13 protein-coding genes and 1 pseudogene are annotated in these 14,893 nt (G+C 40.0%); 5 read left to right on the forward strand and 9 right to left on the reverse strand.

Annotated features, from left to right (window positions below; translation table 11 throughout):
- Window positions 1–17 precede the first annotated feature (17 nt).
- The gene (locus tag AB1A03_RS14840) at window positions 18–650 is read right to left on the reverse strand and encodes a LysE family translocator (protein ID WP_354625398.1); all 633 of its coding nucleotides are present in this window, start codon (window positions 648–650) and stop codon (window positions 18–20) included.
- A 58-nt stretch (window positions 651–708) separates the two neighbouring features.
- Between AB1A03_RS14840 and mobB the strand changes: the two genes are divergently transcribed.
- Window positions 709–1,302 (forward strand): molybdopterin-guanine dinucleotide biosynthesis protein B, encoded by a 594-nt coding sequence (gene mobB, locus AB1A03_RS14845; RefSeq protein ID WP_354625399.1) that lies wholly within the window; start codon window positions 709–711, stop codon window positions 1,300–1,302.
- A gap of 52 nt (window positions 1,303–1,354) precedes the next feature.
- Here the strand turns inward: mobB and AB1A03_RS14850 are convergent, their stop codons facing one another.
- From AB1A03_RS14850 to AB1A03_RS14860, 3 genes are all read right to left on the reverse strand, one after another.
- Window positions 1,355–2,116, reverse strand: coding sequence for a hypothetical protein (locus tag AB1A03_RS14850; RefSeq protein WP_354625400.1), 762 nt, complete (start codon window positions 2,114–2,116; stop codon window positions 1,355–1,357).
- Window positions 2,117–2,200: 84 nt separating this feature from the next.
- Window positions 2,201–2,563 carry a DTW domain-containing protein gene (locus AB1A03_RS14855; protein ID WP_354625401.1) on the reverse strand — a complete coding sequence of 121 codons (363 nt, stop codon included), beginning with the start codon at window positions 2,561–2,563 and terminating at the stop codon, window positions 2,201–2,203.
- A 5-nt stretch (window positions 2,564–2,568) separates the two neighbouring features.
- A complete protein-coding gene (locus AB1A03_RS14860; protein ID WP_354625402.1) occupies window positions 2,569–2,931 on the reverse strand; it encodes a DTW domain-containing protein in 363 nt (120 codons plus the stop codon).
- A 69-nt stretch (window positions 2,932–3,000) separates the two neighbouring features.
- On the opposite strand from AB1A03_RS14860, the gene AB1A03_RS14865 reads away from it, so the two are divergent.
- On the forward strand, window positions 3,001–4,917 hold the full coding sequence (locus AB1A03_RS14865; protein ID WP_354625403.1) for a RecQ family ATP-dependent DNA helicase: 1,917 nt from the start codon (window positions 3,001–3,003) through the stop codon (window positions 4,915–4,917).
- Between the two features lie 507 nt (window positions 4,918–5,424).
- On the opposite strand, the gene AB1A03_RS14870 is transcribed toward AB1A03_RS14865, so the two are convergent.
- The gene (locus tag AB1A03_RS14870) at window positions 5,425–6,780 is read right to left on the reverse strand and encodes a right-handed parallel beta-helix repeat-containing protein (protein WP_354625404.1); all 1,356 of its coding nucleotides are present in this window, start codon (window positions 6,778–6,780) and stop codon (window positions 5,425–5,427) included.
- A 285-nt stretch (window positions 6,781–7,065) separates the two neighbouring features.
- A pseudogene (locus AB1A03_RS14875) lies at window positions 7,066–7,521 on the reverse strand (ISAs1 family transposase); the annotation flags it as partial.
- Window positions 7,522–7,842: 321 nt separating this feature from the next.
- On the opposite strand from AB1A03_RS14875, the gene AB1A03_RS14880 reads away from it, so the two are divergent.
- On the forward strand, window positions 7,843–8,283 hold the full coding sequence (locus tag AB1A03_RS14880) for an excinuclease (RefSeq protein WP_354625405.1): 441 nt from the start codon (window positions 7,843–7,845) through the stop codon (window positions 8,281–8,283).
- Between the two features lie 402 nt (window positions 8,284–8,685).
- Window positions 8,686–9,399, forward strand: a complete 714-nt coding sequence (locus AB1A03_RS14885; RefSeq protein WP_354625406.1) for a PEP-CTERM sorting domain-containing protein — start codon at window positions 8,686–8,688, stop codon at window positions 9,397–9,399.
- A 182-nt stretch (window positions 9,400–9,581) separates the two neighbouring features.
- Here AB1A03_RS14885 and AB1A03_RS14890 read toward each other — a convergent pair whose 3' ends face one another.
- The 3 genes from AB1A03_RS14890 to AB1A03_RS14900 all read right to left on the reverse strand — a co-directional run bounded on the left by AB1A03_RS14890 (window position 9,582) and on the right by AB1A03_RS14900 (window position 13,981).
- Window positions 9,582–10,799, reverse strand: a complete 1,218-nt coding sequence (locus tag AB1A03_RS14890) for a serine hydrolase domain-containing protein (RefSeq protein WP_354625407.1) — start codon at window positions 10,797–10,799, stop codon at window positions 9,582–9,584.
- Between the two features lie 119 nt (window positions 10,800–10,918).
- The gene (locus AB1A03_RS14895; protein WP_354625408.1) at window positions 10,919–11,911 is read right to left on the reverse strand and encodes a helix-turn-helix domain-containing protein; all 993 of its coding nucleotides are present in this window, start codon (window positions 11,909–11,911) and stop codon (window positions 10,919–10,921) included.
- A gap of 315 nt (window positions 11,912–12,226) precedes the next feature.
- Window positions 12,227–13,981 (reverse strand): substrate-binding domain-containing protein, encoded by a 1,755-nt coding sequence (locus AB1A03_RS14900; protein WP_354625409.1) that lies wholly within the window; start codon window positions 13,979–13,981, stop codon window positions 12,227–12,229.
- Window positions 13,982–14,279: 298 nt separating this feature from the next.
- Between AB1A03_RS14900 and AB1A03_RS14905 the strand changes: the two genes are divergently transcribed.
- Window positions 14,280–14,855 carry a TetR/AcrR family transcriptional regulator gene (locus AB1A03_RS14905; protein WP_354625410.1) on the forward strand — a complete coding sequence of 192 codons (576 nt, stop codon included), beginning with the start codon at window positions 14,280–14,282 and terminating at the stop codon, window positions 14,853–14,855.
- Window positions 14,856–14,893 lie beyond the last annotated feature (38 nt).

A 14,893-nucleotide genomic window follows, 5' to 3' on the forward strand; every position in this document is an offset into this window, starting at 1 on the left:
AGTCTTTGTTAAGTTGATTACATTAAGGCGATAGCTAACTTTCCTGCAAATAGTAATAATACTACCCCCATTATCCGCTCAAAAATATAACCATGACTAACGAATTTATCGCGCACTCTTTGCTGTGAAAAGAAAAAGGCAACCAGTGAAAACCACAATGCCGTAGTCACTGTGATCCACAAGCCATAAATGCTTTGTACATACAAGGGCGTGTTGATGCTAACAATGCTAGTAAAAACCGCTAAAAAGAACATTGTCGCTTTAGGATTTAATAAATTAGTCATAAAGCCAAGCATGAAGGCTTTCTGATGATGTTTTTTATCATGATCAACATTAACTTCCATGGTTTTTGTTGTTTGCGCCTTGCTGAATAATAGCTTTATGCCAAGATAGCTCAGATATAAAGTTCCAGCAATTTTCGCAACCATGAAGGCTGTTTCTGACTGTGTGATGATAAGGCCTATCCCGAGGAGTGTATAAAGCACATGCATCGAAATACCCACACCGATTCCGAGGCTAGTCATGATTGCCGTTTTTCGTCCAAAGCTGATACTTTGACGAACCACGATAGCAAAGTCGGGGCCGGGGCTTATCACCGCTAAAAAGTGGATCAAAGTGACCATTAAAAATTCATTGAGATAGGGGATCATTGTGCTTCCAGAGTATCATTGTGTAGGTGGTGTATAGATTGAATTTGCTATTATACGCATGATCATTAAAAATGCATTGCTGCTTTTTGGCAATGCTAATGAATATGTTCATCACCGGGGAGAAAAAATGCACACCATTGAAGATTTTCCTAAGCCGCTACTGGGCTTTGCTGCCTATAGTGGCGTTGGCAAGACAACACTACTCGAGAAATTAATTCCGATATTAGTTGAGCAGGGGCTGCGCGTCGCCCTTATCAAGCATAGTCATCATGATATCGATCTCGACAAGCCGGGTAAAGACAGCTACCGCCTTCGCAAAGCAGGTGCGACGCAAGTGGTGTTGGCGGGAACGCAGCGCTCAATTCTATTTTCTGAATATGCGCAAAAGCACGATAGCAAATTGAGCGAGCAACTGGCTTTATTACAAACTGATACATTAGATTTAGTGCTGGTGGAAGGTTTTCGTGATCAGCCATTTTCTAAAATCGAGCTGCATCGTAGTGATTTAGCGAAGCCATTTTTATTTACAAGTGATGCATCCATTATTGCAGTGGCCTGTGATGGGCAAGTCCCTAATTGTAGGTTGCCCTTGTTAGATCTTAACAATGTAGAGATGCTTGCGCAGTTTGTTTGTCAGTTTGTTCATTCATAGCGCCGAGTGAGAAGCAACGAACCCGAGAGTTCGCTGTTCAATATTTACACTGTCATCCTTGAATGGGGGCCGTTAAAATAAAATCAAGCAGTGTACCTTTGGGAACTTCAATATCACTACCTTGAGTTAAAATGGCTGCCCCCACACCCACTTTTGCGCCTGTTTTTGCGCCATCTCCACCGCCAATTAAACCACCAATGGCAGCTGCACGAGCAGTGCGCCCCACAGACGTTTTGGCGGTATTTTCTCCTGTACCGCTGATCGCTTGTGTTCTGATGGCAACCATTACGTTATTAATGGATATATCTCTGAGTTCCAGCTGCATCGACGCAGAGCCCGCAATACGGCCCGCTTTTTTTACATTGCTCAGCACCCCGTAAACTTGCGCGCCTTTCGGTGCGACTACGACGTTACCTGCCATCAGATTCGCTTCGAGTACGCCAGTAAAACGCTGCCCTGTTTTATGGTTACGGGAATTGACCGATTCAGACATGCGGATGGTAATGGCTGTGCCCGCAGGAACGGTTACAGGTATGTTGCTGCTATCTTGTGTTGTTGTATTTGTTTGTGAAACTGCTGCAGTGTCTGTATTGTCCAATGATGTGCTACTTTGCAAGTCAATCAAGGCAACCTCTGAAGCCGGAATGCGCATCTCAATACCATTCATATCGACAACGATGGTTTCACTGTTTTGGCTTTTTATCTTCCCTTCTATGGCACGTCCATCTTTTAAGGTGACTGTTGCCGCATTGACCTGAGCGAGTGCAAATAAAGCGATTAAGGCAGTTGTTAACATGTGTCGTTTTATATTCATACATTATCCTCATAAGTTTTGAACAGTATAATTGATAGTAGGACAATCGTAACAATAAATCTGTACTGACATTGATTTTTTATTTCAATCCTTTGATTTTATTAGTAATTGTTTCTGCAGCGCAAACTGCGTTGCATTTTCAGGTAACGGTTTACGCGCTTTACCGAGTAGATAATTCTCCTTAAACGTCTCAAAAAGTAAATCCATCGTCTGCGCATTTTCCGTTTCACCGATATACTCTAATACTCTTCCTGCGACTTCTGCCGTTGCCAGTTGATTATCTTTCACCGCTTTGCGCACCAAATAGCGTGAGATCGATTCTGGCGAAAATGATAAAACGGGAAAGGGATCGAGATAGGGGCTTTTCCGGAACATCTTTTTGGCTTGTGCCCAGCTGGCATCGAGCAAAATAAATAACGGACGTTGCCCCTTTGTAAGTAATGGCATTTGCTTTAGTAGCCGCTGTCCTCGCTATATTCAGCAGGAAAGATAATAATGGGCTGCCAGCAAGGATCCTTGAGTAGTGCTAAAAGCTTTGGATCTGGCTCGGTGCGTGACCAGATAAAGGCAAATGTATCGGGAATGAGGTCGGCAATCAGGCGGCCTGTATTACTCGGTTTTAAAATCTCATCATCGTACATTAACAGTAAAAACGCACTATTGGTGGGCACGGTTTTCTTAATGGAACAGATACATAAATAGGGCAGTAACATGCAATGCACGCAACGTTCAATACGTCCCCCTCTCGCTAAAAATGGGCGCGTACAGCGGCTATGGCGTTGTTGATAAAGTTTATGCAGAGCATGAATTCGCATGATATTGTTTACCTCAAAGTGGTCGCTGATTATAAGTGATCCTCGTCGTCATTGAAAAGAGTGAATAAGATGGAACAGTTACTGCAGCAGCATTTTGGCTTTACTCAATTTAGAGAAGGGCAACAACAGGTTATTGGTGCCTTGCTTAATGGTCATAGTGGAGCGGCCATTTTTCCAACGGGATCGGGTAAATCCCTCTGTTATCAATTGCCAGCATTGTGTTTACCGAATTTGACGTTAGTGGTTTCTCCCTTGCTCGCGCTGATTGCCGATCAATTACAATTTTTACAGCAAAAGGGCATTAGTGCCGCGAGCCTACATTCGATGCAGACGCCACAGGAGTCCTCGGCAGTCTATAACGCTTTAACGAATAGGCAGATTAAGATTTTATTTATCTCCGTTGAACGTTTAAACAGCGAACGTTTTCGTCTTTTCTTAAAGCAGCTACCTATCTCGCTGTTGGTGGTTGATGAGGCACATTGTATCTCGGAATGGGGGCATAATTTTCGTCCCGATTATCTTAAATTAGCGCAATATCGTCGCGACTTTGCTATTCCGCAAGTATTACTACTAACCGCAACGGCAACCGCCAAAGTGATTGAGGATATGGCGGCTAAATTTGCGATTAGCGCGGATCATATTACCTTAACGGGCTCCTATCGTCACAACCTTAATCTCGCGGTTATTGGAGTCACCGATGAGGATAAGTTTGCGCTGCTCCTACCTTGGATAAAACAGCGCCACGGATTATCTGGGATCATCTATGTGACTCTACAAAAAAGCGCTGAAGTGTTGGCAAGTTTATTAAAAAATCAAGGGGTGGATGCCACCGCTTATCACGCTGGCTTAGCCAATGATCGCCGCGTTGCGATTCAGCATGATTTTATGGCTGGGAAACTGCCAGTGATTGTTGCCACCATCGCCTTTGGTATGGGCATTGATAAAAGTGACATTCGCTTTGTTGTCCATTATGACTTACCCAAGTCCATTGAGAATTATGCGCAGGAGATAGGGCGAGCAGGGCGAGACGGTTTATCGTCAGACTGCTTGCTGTTAGCGAATAAAAACAACCTTAATGTGCTGGAAAACTTTGTCTACAGCGACACTCCCGAACCCAGTGGCATCGATTATATACTGCATGAGATAGCCCAAGCGAATGGGCAGTGGGAGGTGTTGATGGATAGCCTATCGAGCCAATCTAATATCCGTCTACTGGCATTGAAAACCCTATTAGTCTATTTAGAATTGCAGGGCGTTTTACAACCGGCTTACAGTTATTACGCTGAATATAAATACAAATTGCTCGTAGCAGAAGCGACGATTTTAAATCGCTTTAATGGAGAGCGGCAGCAGTTTGTGCAGGCCATTTTCAACAGCGCAGATAAAGCGCGTACTTGGGCAACCATCAACTTTGACCAATTACAAAGGATATATCCAAGTGAGCGTAGTCGCGTGATCACGGCGATTGATTATCTCGATCAACAGGGATTGTTGGAGCTACAAACAAAACAGATGACACAGGTCTATCAAGTTAGTCATCAACCACTTAATACAGACTTACGCGACGGTCTCGTGGTGCAGTTTAAAAATAAAGAGGCCAGTGAAATAGCACGGATTCATTATCTACTCGACTTTTTCTCCAGTCAGCAATGTTTAACTTTACAACTCGCGCGTTATTTTTCCGATGCGAATCTGCAAGCGCCATGTGGGCACTGTTCCGTCTGTGCAGGAAAGAGTGCTAGCTTGCCTGAACCTCCCGCGTTAATGCCATTAACTGACCTTGACTTTACCCAATTAAGCGCCGCAATTAGAGATAAATTAGCAGAGAAAACAACACCAGTGCTATTGGCGCGTTTTTTCTGTGGGCTACCGACACCCATTTTCACCCGCTTAAAAGTACGTAACGTGCAAGGATTCGCACGTTTAGAAAAGTACCGTTTTGCACAAGTGCAAGGGTGGGTTGAAGCGAATTTGGGGTATCGATAGTAGGAAAAATACGCTGCGATGGTATCCCTCACAACGGATGAAAAAGCAGCGCTATAAACGACTGTTAATAACCTTTTATCAACGTAATATTGATCTGTTTTTAATCAATGTATCGGGGCAGTTTGCTGCGTTTGCTTTTTATTAAAGCAAAAGATATGGATGTCCTCGATCTCAACTCCCATATTTTTATAAAGTATAAGATGTGGCTGTCCCCGTTCTTGCCTGATGAAAGTTAGCGAGTTTATTAGCCACCACAACTAATAAAAAGCTAATCATCATCAAACTATCTTCTGTTTTACATGCTTTTTTCAGAATGCCTTAATTCAATGAAACTGCTAGGGGTACTCTGTGTGTCGAGATAAATTGGTATTCGAGGTGTATTCACTGCGTGGATTGTTAGTGTCTGTAATTAGCCTGATCTTAGTGTTTTACGTCATTTGAAAAGCGGGTTCAATGAAGAGCTACGCAAATGTTGCTCTTCATTAAAGTGATTAAGCTATAGTAAACTCAGTTACAAACTGGTGAGTCAATAACATTACCATGAGCGTCATAAAACTGAGGAGCATTGCCGTTACCATCAAAACTGCTTTGATTAAAGAAAATATTAGTATTACCTGAAGCTGTACTTGTACCTATACCACAAGGGATAGTATAGAAAGAAGCGTTCACCGAATAAGGGTTGCGCGTTATAAAGTCTGAAGCATCGTTATCTTGCACTAATAAGTTTTCATAACCAAATGCTAAAATAGTATTTTGCCCTGTCCCTTCAAAGGTATTACGCACAAGAGAAATATTTCTACTTGCCTGTGCATGATTAAGTGGTGCTTCATGGTCTTGGAAACCTAGCACATTAATACCTGTTGCAAATCCACCCGTTGTACCAACCACAATCGTATTAGCATCGACAACAATATTTTCACTGTTATGCTCAACATTGATGCCTGCTGTAAAGTTATTTTCAATACTCGCATCATCAGACCAAATATCGTCTTCCGCTGTTGCAACCCAGTTTCCTGCAACAGTAATGTTAGCAACCGTCGCAAGTGCAATACCAAATTCATTCGCACCCGCGATACTATTCGCATTAATTGTTGAGCTATTGGTAAACACCACTGGGCGATCACTAAATAATGCACGTGCACTAGCATCAAAAAATGGAATGTTTTCAAAACTAGGCGGTACATATATACCATCATTGCCTGCATCAACAGAGAATCCTAGGCGAATACGATTACCAGTCACACGATTATTTGAGATGTTGATGGTTCCGCCATTTAATACGACATTATCGGCACTCACATCGAGTACGTGGTGCACACGACCAACATCACGCAATAATTCAACACTACGGTTTACCTTGTTAAAATCATTATTGGTAATCGTTAAATTTCGAGGAATGAGCCCTGAAGAAGCAACGCCAACCGGAGTGTTTTCAAAGGTATTGTTGGTAATGGTAATATTGCTAATTTGTTGATAAGCATCTTCATAGGGAATATTAATTAAACGTGCGTTAGAGTGGTCATTGCCGGCATCTGCAGCAACTTGAGTATTTTCGTTTTGACCATTTCTATCAAACATTAATAAATTTTGAATAGTTACATTACTGCTTTGAATGTTAAATAGTGGTTGAAAAGCATCAGTTGAAGTACGCACTATACGGCTGACACGAAAACCTGGTGCACCTTGAATTGTTACAGGTGATTGGATGTCGAATTGTTGTGATGTCGTAATGGTACCAAAAATTGTAATCGTATCTTTACTATCGCCATTATCAACAGCTGCCTGAAGGTGTTCTGACAACTGTGCTGCATTATATGCAGAGAAGTTTTCCGCAAAGACGCTATGGCTTGTCAGAAGAGTCATGAATACTGCTGCTGAAAGGGGGGAAATAACTGCTTCGTTATCATTGTAAGTGGTGATTTTTTCAACATAAAATAGTCTCCTTGTTATATTTTATTCGGATGCAAATCTAGCATTAAAAAACGCTTAATTATTAAACAGTTGTAAAATGCAAAGGAAATATCACAAAAACAGAGTGTTTAATAATGAATTCGTGATATTGGTTGATGTTTTTGGTTTTTTGGTTGAACTTTTTTGTTTTGTTTTGTTTTGTTTTGTTTTTGACGTTTTCTTGGGGTGGGGACACGGCTAGCGCATTTTAATCCCGCTCTCCAACAAGGTTGAGCGGTATTTATCATCTAGCCCTGCCATCTTCTGTTTCGCAGCCATACTGGCCGATTTACTTTTATCTTGTTTGAATAAGGCCATTGCCATTTTTCTCATAACGTTAAAGGCTAATGGTCCTCGTCCTTTACGTATACGTGACTCATCTTCTCTAAATGTCATATCAAGTACCCAATGCATACTTTCAACTTGCCAATGATCACGCACTGCGCCTAACGCTTGCTCTGCACCTAACTGCAATGAACTAATGTACCAACGTGTTTCCTCTGTTTCTTTGCCTGTACTTTTTTCATGTACTTGTGCGGTTATTTTAATAAGACTGTTTAAGCCTGACCAACGATATTCCTTGGCCAACCATTTTTTATCAATTAATAATTGCTCACATATCCTCGTTTCAATACGCCCATGACCTGCTGAAACAAAAGGCTGGACACCCATAAATTGAAATAAAGAAAATCAACGTGTTAGCTGTTAGCTGTTAGCTGTTAGCTGTTAGCTGTTAGCTGTTAGCTGTTAGCTGTTAGCTGTTAGCTGTTAGCTGTTTTAAAGCCCTTGTTTGAATTGTGCGTATACATGCACTCTAGGCTTGAACCTATTATTTTTTAAACAGAATATTTATTTGAATATCAATAGATTATGAATTACTGTGTTTTTTTATTTAATACAATCAGGCTGACAATGAGAAATTGTATAGCCTCGTTATGCTCTAGTCATAATCAACCTATTTTGGAATTTATAGCAATGAAAAAATTAACAACTCTAGCGCTTTCATCACTAGTTTTTTTCTCATCAAGCACTTTTGCTAGAGATGATGTGGGTAATTATTCTATTACAAAGGCAATGAGTTCTGAAGTGGCTAAATCTAAATTAGGCTCTGAAGTTTCATTCTACTTTGGCGAACAGAGTTACGGCAAAGCTCTCAAAGAATTAGGTGAATTTAAAACTAGGAAAAAAACAAACGCTTTCAATAAAACAGATGAAGAAGCGTGCAATTGGGTTTTCCTTTCTGCCATGATTTCTCTAAAAGACCGAGCGATAAAAGAAGGTGGAAATGCGGTAGTAAATATCAAATCAAATTATAAAAACAATCTCACCTCAAGCAACGAGACCTTTCAATGTGGTGCAGGAGCCATTATGGCAGGAGTTGCGCTGAGTGGTGAGGTGGTGGCACTCGAAAAATAAACATAATAGTACTAGAGAATACCCATACTTTTTTGACTAAAAATAATATGCCACGTTCAATTAGGTGTAGGAAGTTCACCATGTATTTCAAAACGGTGTTTTGTAACTTAGGCATTTCCTCGTTGAACGTGGGTTTATCTTTATGAAGTAAAATACATGGATGCCCCGTTTGTTGTCGTTTGTTGCTTACTTATTTGTAAATGCATAGTTATGAGAAGTCATCAGGGCTAAACCTTGTTTTACATTAGTCGAATTACTTTACATACATAGAAGGCGATGTATCAATAAATCAATATAAGTGCATGTTTAAAAATAGATTATTTAAGTTGGCTTGTTTTTTGCTTTGATGGTTTGACTTAATAAGTCAGGCACATAAATAAATATTACTATTATTGGAAAATTATGAATTGCATTAAAACTATCTTCTTAACCGCTTTATTCGCTGTTACTTCTCCTTTCGCAACAAGTGGCATTATCAACTTTGATAAATATGCTGCGGGGACAATTATCGACAATGAATATAGCTTGTCTCATGGTGTTACCTTTAACGGGGTAAATGTTGCTCGTAATGCAGATAACCTAGCGGTGATATTTGATACAAATAATTATACTGGTGGTGATAGTGATCTTGCTGCTCCTTTCTTTAATAACTCAAGTCTAGGAGATCTTAGCCCTGGTAATGTGTTAATTCTTCATGAAAATCCCAGTACTTGTAATGCATTAACCTGTACAAATCCTGATGATGAAGGTAGAAGAGCGGCCGGTTACTTTAATATTGATTTTTCTGAAGCGGTTACCCTGAACAGCATTGATTTTTTCGATATTGAAAGTCAAGAAACGAATAGCAATACTTTAGTTTCTTTATTTGATATTAACGGCGAAGAAATATCAGCAAATACTTTTTACACTCCCTTTACTGGTGGTGACAACCAATGGGCAAGACTCGATTTCGGTATATCAGGAATTTACTCAATGCAAATCAAGCTACATGGTTCAGGCGCAATAGATAATATTAGCTACACGAATACGAAAATTATCGTATCAGAGCCTGCAACGCTGGCGATTTTTGCTCTTGCTTTAATTGGATTATCGACTCGCCGATTCAAAATAAGTTAATCTGGGAACTGTACAGGACACCCCGTGCTCAGAGATAAATCGAGGGGGCATGGGAGTAGATCTTGCTTTTTGCACTTTTAACTTCTATCGCAGTGCAATCAAATAAAAGATATAGATGCCGCGAACTTGATAAGGTAGTGCCTGTATTTTATTTTTGAATGCAATACAGGCGGATAAACAGGTTATTTAATTTCTTCTTTTACAAAGTTACGAATGTAGCCTGCTACGTTGTTACCTTCGATACGGTTACTAAACCATACGGCAACGATATTTTTATTAGGTGAGATGTATAGACCCTGTCCACGCATACCGCCTTTGTAGATATCTCCATCTGCAAACACCGCATCAAATTGGTAGCTGCCACCAATTGGTTCATCAGGGAACATGCCAATAAAACCAACGTGTGCAGGGCTTACTTTGTAAACGCCTGGTTTTACCGATTTCTGAATATGTTTCACCATGTCGCTAGGAATGATTTGCTTTTCAGCGGTTGCTGACCATGAATCGGTAAATAACATGCCAAAACGAGCCATGTCTTCGATGTTAGAATTGAATAGGCCGTGAATCACTTCATGACCATCAGGTGTCATTGAGAAGTAACCATCGCCAGTCATGCCCGCTTTTGACCAAACGCGCTCTTCAAACACTTCCGATAAGGTTTTGTTTTCAATTGTTGCAATCAGTAAACCTAGCATTTGCGTATTAGCAGAGCTGTATTCAAATGCTTGGCCTGGCGCTTTTGCTTTTGGAATGTTAATTAACGTATCGTAATAGTTTGGTGCTTCCCCCGTTTCTGCGAACATCATTTTAGTGATCCAAGAGTTAGGGTTGGCACGTGCCGCATCATTCTCTTCATGATCCATACCTGATTGCATATTTAATACGTCGATAATTGCAATGTCACCCCAATCTTTACCGTTTAGTGTAGGGATGTACTGTTTAAGTGGTTTTTGTACATCAAGCTTACCTTCAGCTTCTAACATCGCGACAAGTAGACCCGCGATAGCTTTGGCGTTACTCATCCATACATGTTTTGTATTTGCAGGAATGTTGTTTTTTTCAAAAATAACCTTGCCATCTTTCACAATCATCATTGAGTTTACAGCTGGGTTTTCACCATTCATTATCTCAGTTAATTTTGTATCATTAAAAGTCGCGTTATTTACTTTACTTGCTGAGATGTAATCTCTTTCAAGTGGTTTTGCAATACCCGCTTTTTTAACCGAGGCGGTTGGCATCACTTGATCAAGGTTTTTCCAGTACCATGAAGCTTGTTCGCTTGGATACATGAAGCTAACCATGCCAAAATCTTTGCTGTACGCTTGACGTGTTTCAGTCGTGATAGCATTGGCTGATGCGCTGACAGCGAGCACGCTAGCAAGTAAAGTTTTTTTAAACATATAGACTCCTGAACAAAATTATAATGTTTGTATATTTCAGAATTTTACGTGGGAAGGGCAATACTGTCCCTATCATTTTGCGACATTGTATGCCATGTAATATTTTATAATATTATTGGCTATTGCAGTTCCGGAGTGTAATCACGAGCATGTTGATTGATATATTGCATTGGTGATAAGCCAGTCTGTTTTTTTATTGCGCGAGAAAGGTTGGCGGGCTCTGTGTATTGTAACTTCTCTGCCGTTTGAGTTACGCTAAATCCCTGTAAAAGTAGTTGCTTTGCTTGGTCTACTTTTAAGTTATTGATATAGTTTCTAAAGGTGTCTCCGCTTTCGGTAAATATACGCTGTACGGTGCGTTCTGAAATACCAAATAAGTGAGCGATGAGCTCTAAACTAAAGTTGTTAGTGCACCATAGTGTATTTATGATAATTTTTAGTTGTTGTAATGCATTGGTCGACTTGTCTCGGTAAGTGCTATTGGTTGCCCCCATTGACTCTATTTGACAATTAATCGCTATATAACTTTTAGGTTGTCCGACTAATACTCGTCCGTTTTCGGTCTTTTGTGCTATCTGCGTGGTGTCGGCAATATCTGGTTGCAACACAATATAATTAGGCTTCCAATCTGTGCCTTGGTATTTACTTAATAGTTTAATTAGGCGTGATGTTGTAAAAAGGTGCGCATGTTTAAATCCTCTGTGTGAAGAGTGCAAGGAGCTAGTGTGGTAAATGCGTAACTCACCCTCTATATATTCAAACTCAAGATTGAAATGAGAGCCTTGTAAATGCAGCCATTGGCTTAAAGCCAGTAATGCATCCATTAATGTTTCTTGGTTAGCAAGCAATGATACCAGTTTAGGGTGTAGATCTTGCGTTGTACCTATGTGGCCAGATATAAAGCCAATATCATCACAGTTGGTTAATTTTGCGCTGCAATCAAGGAGGTGCCCTAATGAGTAGGAGGGGAGATAAAGATTGCTATTAGTAAAAACGTGATCGTCAATACCGAGTTGTTTGGTGATGATTCTTGGATCTTTTCCATATTCTTTGATGGTATTGAAAAATGGAACTGCAATAGATGCTCGACTAAGTGCGTATTGGCTTGACACATCTCCCCCCTTATCACGTGCATAAATTTATACCAAACTGATTCAGTATGTTATCTGATTTTAACTAGCCAAATAGGTCTGCTATTTATTCAGGTTGGTATTAAACATACACGTTAATGTTGTTTAAACGTTTGGCCTATTAGGGCGTCACTATATTAGGGGGATCCATCTCCATAAAACGATTTGATATTATCCCATTAGTTCATACAAAGTCTACCGATTCCATAATTATAGCTATGACCTGCGATTGAATGCAGTGTTGCTATCAATTATTTTTAATTAACAAGATAGATCAGATGCTTATGCGGATTGGTATCAGTAGTCAAATGGGAATATTGGGGTATTCCAATTGTCGAATATTGCCTTGAGTTTACCTGAGTGGAGTAATTGGGGGAGCTGACTATCAAATATTTCGGCTAGCTTTTGACCGCGAGGTGTATTGGTAAAGGCGGGATATAACTTCAATTTAAAGAGGCTTTTAATTTGGTAGTCGTCTTGGTTAAAACCTGCTTCTTGCAAATGTTTAGCTGAATCCTCTAATGCTTCGACAAGAGCTGCGCGATCACAGAGAAAGTAATCGACTCTGGCTCTTTCTAACATTATCAATGGGCTTACGTGATTATTTTGTTCTTTAGTGATAACGTCTACGGAAAGGTAGTTATCATAATTTGAGCCTCTAACCCAAGCAACACGCTTACCGGAAATACTTTGTTGGCCATGCCATGGCAAGGTGCTTTTTTTGAATATGGCAACTATATCCTTAGTGTCATAATGCCATTGTGAAAAAATTAAATTGTTGGAGTATCCGCGATAATTTCCTAGCATCATATCTGCTTTTTGGCTTTCTACCATTAGTTGTGAGCGTTTAAGAGGTAGTGATTTTATCGTAACCTTGATGCCTAGTGGTTCATATATTGCGCGCATAATATCCCAATATAAACCACTACCATCTTTATTAGCTAATCCTGCTGTTGTTTCCCCTGTGATTATAATTTCTTTTAAATCATTAGGTTGCCATTTTTTTTCAGAATAATGTAAATCTGCGTTGTCGGGAGTGATCAGTGTCATTGCTGTCTCGATATAACCTCCTTTGAAATCGTTAGTAAGGCTATCAAGGGTGGCCGAAAATGCCACTTTTCCCATTTCTTGTGGATTTGCATACATGGTTGCCGCTATTCTTTTATTGGCAATCGCATCAATGACAGAGGGGACTCCATCATTGCCAAATAAGAGAACATTTTGAATGTTCAATGCTTTTAAAGCTGCTTCTACTCCAATAATTTCGAAATCATTGGCAGCAAAAACAAGATTGATATCGGGGTGGTTGCGGAACATTTCTAATGTGGCAGCATAACCTCCTTCTGTACTCCAGTGGCCATTAGCGCGGGCAATAACTTGTAATTGCGAGTTCTTAATTGCATCTGTAAAGCCTGTCACTCGTTGCTCGGAGTGATACCCCTTTTCTCCTTCAATTATGCCGACATTGATTGTTTTTCTCTGTGTCAAAGATAAAGCATATTGGCCTAATAGATAAGTGCTTTTACGTTGTTTATAGCCAACAATTGCATGCACGGGTGTTGGGTAGTTGATGTCGTCTGTATTGACGATAATAACAATAATTCCTTTGGCAATGGCTTGTTTGATTAGAGGGGCCGTGGCAACTTCATCGTGAGTTGCAAAGATAATCGCAGAGACATCCGTTTGTATTACGTTGCTAAGCATTTTTATCTGTTCTGTCGGGTTGTCTTTTTGTGGAGCAAGTAAAAACACTTCATTCTTAGTGGCAGATGCAGCTGCTGAAATCCCCTTCCATAACTCAAGGTAATAGTTAAATTCGGTTGCTGGTGGCATATAGGCTATTTTATGTGGTGTTTTTTTGTGCTGTTTATTGCTAAAGGATGCTTGCGATTTTAAGGGGGTAATGAGGGTGTTTTCTGGAAGCGTATTCGCAAAGGATAAATTCATTATACTGCAGAAAAAGTAGGCTAAAAGCACACCTCGCATAAGAGTATATAAGGAATGTTGTTTCATCGCTTCTCCCGATACTGCTGCATCATTTTCAATCATCATTCGTTATATTTATATTCATGCTACTTTTCAAGATGTAAAGTCATTAAAAAAAGCCAACCGTGATTCTAGCTATAAATAGAAGTATAGATAATTCCACACGGCTATTTTCCTTACCCTAGCGCCTGATAAAGCATGTGGAGATTAATGGCACATTGTAGCCATGTCTTTGTTGGCTAGGTAATGATTATAGCCATTGTCATGAGTCTCGTTGTTAACATATTGAAAAAGTTTGCGTTATGGAAGATTGCTCACTATTAATAAGCCCCCTACAATGAATGTATTAATACGGGGGATATATATGGTTGATGAACAAGTTGAGTCTATTTTATCGGCAGGATTGCAACTTTTAAAAGAGGTCGGTTGTGAAGGATTTTCGATACAGAAAGTGTCGGAACAAGCTGCTTTATTTGAAAGTACGGTATTGTTATATTTTAAAAATAAACATGTTTTGTTAGATAAGCTGTTTGAGGATTTTATTAACCGTTATTTTACTTACTTGCAAGCTTATCAAAAACCAAGCCGTCAATCGGGAAAAGCGGCATTAAGTTCGTTGCTTTTTTATATTCTTAAATATCGTGAAAATAGTGGCAATAGTGATCTGTTTAAAGAGTTTTGGGCATCAGCAAATCATCATCGCCTAGGACGTTTAGCTTACGACCAATATTATCGCGAGCTATATGCGCAACTATATACGCATCTGCAAACGATTGCCCCAGTGGGATGCGCAGTGGAGCAATTACAAATTGCGGTATCAATTGTTTTGCCCTTTATCGAAGGCTACAGCATCACCCGGTCAACCTTGCCTATTTCAATACTGCAATTAACCGATCAGTTAGCAAATTGCTTAGCGCCGTTACTCTTTAAAACAGGGTGATTTAGCGATAAGAAAAACACGATTACAGTAAACATAAT

It is taken from the genome of Psychromonas sp. MME2 (assembly GCF_040566515.1).
In the GTDB taxonomy this organism is placed as follows: Bacteria; Pseudomonadota; Gammaproteobacteria; order Enterobacterales; family Psychromonadaceae; genus Psychromonas.